The organism is Acetobacterium sp. (assembly GCF_036508315.1).
In the GTDB taxonomy this organism is placed as follows: Bacteria; Bacillota; Clostridia; order Eubacteriales; family Eubacteriaceae; genus Acetobacterium.
In genome coordinates this window covers 1-6,001 of record NZ_DATCHP010000004.1, presented here as the reverse complement: position 1 = coordinate 6,001, position 6,001 = coordinate 1, and the positions used below count along the sequence as shown (strand labels likewise).

Sequence of the window (6,001 nt, the reverse complement as noted above, 5' to 3'; positions counted from 1 at the left end):
AAACGGCGGCGAAATCAAGGATTTTGCAGGCGTTAACAAAAGTACAAAACCAATGACCGCATTGATTGCGATTAATACTACTGCTGGTACAGCCAGTGAAATGACACGTTTTTGTATTATCACAAACTCTGAAACCCATGTTAAAATGGCAATCGTCGATTGGAGATGTACACCAACAGTATCTGTCAATGATCCAGTATTAATGATGGGTATGCCTCCTGCATTAACAGCTGCTACAGGAATGGATGCATTAACACATTCAGTAGAAGCTTATATGTCAACAATTGCAACACCCGTAACTGATTCAGCTGCTTTAATGTCCATGAAATTAATTGGCGAAAACTTACGTCAGGCAGTTGCCAACGGACAAAATTTTGAAGCAAGAAATAACATGGCATATGCACAGTTCTTAGGCGGAATGGCATTTAACAATGCAAGCTTAGGTTATGTACATGCAATGGCTCATCAATTAGGTGGATTCTATGATCTTCCACATGGTGTGTGTAACGCTATTTTATTACCACATGTTGAAAGATATAACTTGAATGCTAACCCTAAACGTTTAGGCGACATTGCTGTTGCATTAGGCGAAAACATTGAAGGCCTTTCAGTAAGAGATGCTGCTGAAAAGGGCTTAGATGCTATTGTTAAACTTTCTCAGGACGTTGGAATACCTTCTGGTTTAACAGAACTCGGCGCAAAAGAAAAAGATTTCGAACTCATGGCTACAAATGCTATGAATGATGCCTGTGCCGGTACAAATCCTGCAACAGTAAAACTTGCAGACGTTGTTCAAATATTCAAAAATGCAATGTAATTATTGTATTAACTTTACAAACCCTCAGAGCAAAATGCTCTGGGGGTTTGTTTTTTTAGTGGGCAAATTAAAAAATGAAGATGAACCACCATTGATCACTCACTGAAAAGCAGGATCTGTAGATATTTGTATATACAGGTCGATATAAGTATGGTATAATTCCCTCAAACGCTTTCATGAAATAAGATTATTTCTGAGGGAAAATATTGCCTTGGGACAAATATTTCCAAGGGATAAATCTTCATAAAAAATAGTCTGCCAGCAACCGTTTGAAACAATATTGATGAGGGTTTAATTGCTCTATGCATCGGTTACTATGTTAACCTATAAAAATAGTTTAGTAACTTTTGCTCTTTAGATGAAGAGTGAAGGCCTCTAAATTTAAAGTTAGTTATAAATTCTGATTTAAAAACAAAGAATATCATTAAAAAAAACTTAATTTAGGTTATAATAGGCGAGTACGGATAAAAAATTCCAAGTGTAATAATATGAATCCAAAGACCTTGTAATAAAACGGTTTGATGAAAAATATTTTTACAACCTAGAGGAAGTGGAGCTTTATTATGAAAAATAGCATTGTAAGATCCATTGAAGGATTATATGAAGATCGAACATTGGAGCTCGTACGGATTGCCATTCGTAAGGGATTTAAACCCATTGAAATTTTCAAATGGCTGCAAATTGGAATGGAGCGGGTAGGAAAGCTTTATGAAACCAGCGATTATTTTATTGCAGATTTGATTTTTGCCGGGATTATTTTTCAGGAAGTTATGGAATTAGAGGAATTAGAGGCATTGTGTAAGATAACACCAAAAAATAGAATTGGAAAGATAATGCTGTTTTCTGTTTTCGGAGATTGCCATGATATTGGGAAAAATATTTTTGGTTCTTTTGCAAAAACAGCGGGTTTTGAAATCATTGATTTGGGAACTGATGTTTCTCTGAATAAGGTGATGGATGCTATTGAAACCATGAAGCCTGATATTATCGGGCTTAGCGGCATGCAGCAGGAAACTGTTTATGAAATGCGAGCAGTCGTCTGTGAATTGGTTACACGAGGTATTCGGGATGATTATCGAATTATTATTGGCGGTACTGTGGTTGATGATAAAACAGGTCAGATTGTCGGTGCAGATTATGCAACAAAGGATGTAACTAAAGGCGTAGAAAAATGTAAAATCTGGATGCAAGAGAAAGCATTCCCAGAAAATAATACTAAATAGACCAAGGTGGTGAGAAAATGGGATCCCCCGAATACTTAAAAATAGTTGAAGCAATAAAAAGCATGATAACAGGTGAAAAAGTCCAACCAGGCGATGCCATTCAATCTGAAAATCTTCTTTGTGAACAATTTAATGTGAGCCGAATGACGGTGAGGAAGGGCTTGGCAGTCCTCGTAAACGAGGGATATATTTATTCTATTCCCGGAAAAGGAAATTACGTTTGTGAACCAAACCTGGATTTATACACACTTCATTTTGATGAAATGATGACCACGGAAAAGAAGGGTGAAGAGATTCGACTCATAGAGGTGAATGTTATTAAACCCAGTTATGAAGTTGGCTTTAATTTGGAAATTCCAGAAAATAAACACGTTATTGTAGTAAAACGGATATTTGTCAGTGACGGACTGGTAAAAGCATACGATGTCAAATATATTCCTTATTATCGAGGGATTCCGATTGTGGAAAAAGAAATTCGATATGCCACTTTCCCGGAAATGGTTGCAAAAAAGAATTCAATTTTTGCGATGACAAAAAAGCTCAAAATTCGGGCCATGGCAGCCAAAGGGGAAGTCAGTCAAATTTTGGATGTTTTAGATGGTGAACCCTTGCTAGTAGTGGAGCAAAAGCTTTTGGATGAAAAAGGGCACCCCATCGGTTGGGGATTAATGTATTTTACTGGAGAGGACACCGGATTAGAAGCGATTGCCTCTTTCGATTAGTAATCAATAACTGAGGTGTTATGATGAAAACAAATATCTTATTGATTGCCTGTGGAATGATTCAAGATGAAATAACTCTGGCCTTGAAAAATACAGGTATTTCTTATGATACAGTATGGATGAGCTCGGATCTTCACACAAACCCGGATTTTTTAAGAATTGAATTACAAATAGAAATTGACAAGCATCAGGACTATGAAATGATTCTTCTGGCTTATGGTAATTGCGGCAAGGGCTTAGTGGGTATCTTCAGTGAAAAAACGAAACTGGCTTTTCTTCGCTCTGAGGATTGCATTCAAATGCTTCTTCATAAAAATAAAAAGTTGAAAGGCCTTCGAGGGGAAACCTTTTTTATTACTAAGGCCTGGATGCAGGGTAAGAAATCACTTAGGGAAGAGTACCATTATGCAATTAGTAAATATGGCTCTAGAAGAGCTGCGATCATTATGGAAATCATGTTCAAAAATCATAAGTCCTTAATGATGGTTGATTCTGGGGCTTATGAGTTAGAAAATTGGATCCATTGTGCAAGACACCTCAGCCAAGTGCTTAAGCTGGAGTTTTGCGTTACTCAAGGAGATGTTGAGCTTTTGGAAATGTTTGTTTCCCTTAATTGGGATCATCAAGTAGTGGTGATTCCTCCTAAACATGAGATTTCAGTGGATGATTTTGGGATTAATTGTTCCGTTACCGGATATGAAAATGAAATTGATTAAATAGGTCATAAGGAGATACAAGGAAGTTGTGTCTCCTTTTTATTTTTTGGTAAAAAAAGAACCTCTCTGGACAGGAAATAAACAAAGAAGTATAATATGAAATGAGGTAAGGTAAGGTATACTCTGTTAACGTCGAAAGGAAAATTAAAATGAAAATTGAATTAATCATTAAAGAGCTAAAGATTTTGGAGATAATAAACCTGCAATCAGACTACGAAGTAAAAAAAATTGCCTATAATTCTAAGGATGTTCAGGCCGGAACTCTTTTTGTGGCGATACCTGGATATGTAACAGATGGACATAAGTATGTTCGAAATGCAATTGCCCAAGGCGCAGGAGTTGTGATTTACCAAAACCAGCTTACTGAGTACGATGATCAGGTGACCTACATCAGGGTTTCAGATTCACGGTTTGCTCTGGGAATCATTGCTTCGGCCTTTTATGAAAACCCCTCGAAAGCCATGATCGTTACTGGTATTACAGGAACCAATGGAAAGACCAGCATTACCTATATGCTTAAAAGCGTTTTTGAAGCCGACGGAAAAAAATGCGGTCTTATTGGAACTATCAACAATCTTATTGAAGCTGAAATTATAGATAATCGAGGCAGGACTACTCCCGAATCCCTGGAAGTTCAGGAAATTATTGGAGAAATGCGGGATGCGGGATGTAATTATTTATCCATGGAGGTTTCCTCCCATGGACTGGCTCTGGATCGTGTAAACGGTGTGGCTTTTGACTATGGCATCTTTACTAACCTTACCCAGGATCATCTGGACTTTCATAAAACCTTTGAAAATTATTTTAATGCAAAAGCGAAACTTTTTTATCGGGTAAAAAAGGCTAATATTATTAATGGAGATGATCGCTGGGGACGGATACTCTGTGAAATTCTTGAGGACAAAACGGATATACCAATCATTACTTACGGGTTGGAACCGACTAATGATTACATTGCCAGAAATATGATCTATGAGGTTCAGGGTACCACCTATACTCTGGTTACCCCGGTAAGTGAAGAGCAAATCTATTTAGATATTCCGGGAGAGTTCATGGTATATAACAGTATGGCTGCTATTATTAATGCCCTGGAGGAAGGGGTGTCGATGGAGAGCATTAAAAAAGCTATGGCAACAATGCCTGGAGTCGAAGGTCGGATGGAGCGTTTGGATGTAGATGCTCCATTTGATGTAATCATCGACTATGCTCATTCCCCGGATTCCCTGAAAAAGCTATTAAAATCAGTGCGTAAGATCTATAATGGGCGGATTGTGCTTGTTTTTGGATGTAATGGTGACCGGGATCGGGAGAAACGACCTATTATGGGTCGCATTGCCGGAACGTATGCAGATACCGTTGTGGTGACTTCGGATAATCCTGCCAGTGAAAATCCAATGGATATTATTAATGCTGTGGCAGCAGGTGTAGCCGAAAAAACTGAAAATTATACCGCCGTTGAAACCCGGGTTGAAGCTGTTTATCACGGTGCATCGCTTTGCCAGCCCGGAGATGTATTAGTGCTTGCCGGCAAAGGCCATGAAAAGCAGGAAATAATGAAGGACGAAATCCTCTATTATAATGAATGGGATACGGTCAGAGAAGCTATCCAACGCCTGAAGAATTAAATAGAAATATGAAAATCTGTTCAGGCCAATTAATTTATCTGTTTGCATGCCTTTAGGGCTCAAACAACAATAAATAATTGGCCTGAAAATTTTGGATGATAGGCTGTTATTAAGTACATTGTTGTGATAACTTAAAAGCAGTCTTTTTTAGGTAATGGTTAATGTAATAGGGCAATGATCGGAGCCCATCACTTTATCCAGTATTTCTGTTTTTCCAATTTGATTCATAAATCCTTCTGAAACAAAAAAACTGTCAATCCGCCATCCGGCATTGGTTTTTCTGGCATTAAATCGCATCGACCACCAGCTGTATTTTACCTCATCAGGGTGCTGAACACGCCAGGAATCGACCATGCCAATACTTAGAAACTCAGTGATCCAAGCCCGCTCTTCAGGGAGAAAACCTGAGCGTTTGGAATTTTCTCTGGGATGTTTAAGGTCAATTTCACAGTGGGCAGTGTTGATATCCCCGCCGACAATGACGTTTTTACCAGAATCAAGAAGCGCTTTTATATCCTTCTGAATACAGCGATTAAAATCCATTTTATATTGGAGGCGTTCTTCATCTTTTTGTCCATTTGGGAAATAGACATTATAGAGAGTAAAGTCAACATATTCCATAATAATGGTTCGTCCTTCCTTATTGAATCGGGGGTCGGAAAGACCGGTTTTAATGCTCAAAGGCTCATTTTTGTAATAAACGGCAGTTCCACTGTAGCCTTTTTTTTCTCCGGAGTGGAAATAGGAAGTATAATTGGAAATATTAATCAATTTTTCACTTAGCTGAGTAACCTCAGCTTTGGTTTCCTGAAGACATAATATATCCGGTTGGGTTTCTTCCACCCATGAAATAAAGTCTTTTTTTTCAATGGCGCGAATGCCGTTAACATTCCAACTA

Annotated in this window: 6 protein-coding genes; 5 read left to right on the top strand and 1 reads right to left on the bottom strand. The window is 38.1% G+C overall.

Going from position 1 to position 6,001, the window contains the following annotated elements; translation table 11 throughout:
- From VIK44_RS00380 to VIK44_RS00360, 5 genes are all read left to right on the top strand, one after another.
- Nucleotides 1-817, top strand: an 817-nt coding sequence (locus tag VIK44_RS00380; RefSeq protein ID WP_331551839.1) for an iron-containing alcohol dehydrogenase, incomplete at its 5' end; no start/stop codon positions are given.
- A gap of 563 nt (nt 818-1,380) precedes the next feature.
- Nucleotides 1,381-2,040, top strand: coding sequence for a cobalamin B12-binding domain-containing protein (locus tag VIK44_RS00375; protein WP_331551838.1), 660 nt, complete (start codon nt 1,381-1,383; stop codon nt 2,038-2,040).
- A 17-nt stretch (nt 2,041-2,057) separates the two neighbouring features.
- Nucleotides 2,058-2,762: a GntR family transcriptional regulator gene (locus tag VIK44_RS00370; RefSeq protein WP_331551837.1), complete on the top strand. Its 705-nt coding sequence runs from the start codon at nt 2,058-2,060 to the stop codon at nt 2,760-2,762.
- A 20-nt stretch (nt 2,763-2,782) separates the two neighbouring features.
- Nucleotides 2,783-3,478 (top strand): DUF1638 domain-containing protein, encoded by a 696-nt coding sequence (locus tag VIK44_RS00365; protein WP_331551835.1) that lies wholly within the window; start codon nt 2,783-2,785, stop codon nt 3,476-3,478.
- A gap of 149 nt (nt 3,479-3,627) precedes the next feature.
- Nucleotides 3,628-5,103 (top strand): UDP-N-acetylmuramoyl-L-alanyl-D-glutamate--2,6-diaminopimelate ligase, encoded by a 1,476-nt coding sequence (locus VIK44_RS00360; RefSeq protein WP_331551834.1) that lies wholly within the window; start codon nt 3,628-3,630, stop codon nt 5,101-5,103.
- A 147-nt stretch (nt 5,104-5,250) separates the two neighbouring features.
- On the opposite strand, the gene VIK44_RS00355 is transcribed toward VIK44_RS00360, so the two are convergent.
- Nucleotides 5,251-6,001, bottom strand: a 751-nt coding sequence (locus tag VIK44_RS00355; protein WP_331551833.1) for an exodeoxyribonuclease III, incomplete at its 5' end; no start/stop codon positions are given.

Bases quoted from the DNA above. Each gene is read 5' to 3' on its own strand.
- VIK44_RS00370 (WP_331551837.1), top strand. From the start codon at position 2,058: ATGGGATCCCCCGAATACTTAAAAATAGTTGAAGCAATAAAAAGCATG.
- VIK44_RS00360 (WP_331551834.1), top strand. From the start codon at position 3,628: ATGAAAATTGAATTAATCATTAAAGAGCTAAAGATTTTGGAGATAATA.
- VIK44_RS00365 (WP_331551835.1), top strand. From the start codon at position 2,783: ATGATGAAAACAAATATCTTATTGATTGCCTGTGGAATGATTCAAGAT.
- VIK44_RS00375 (WP_331551838.1), top strand. From the start codon at position 1,381: ATGAAAAATAGCATTGTAAGATCCATTGAAGGATTATATGAAGATCGA.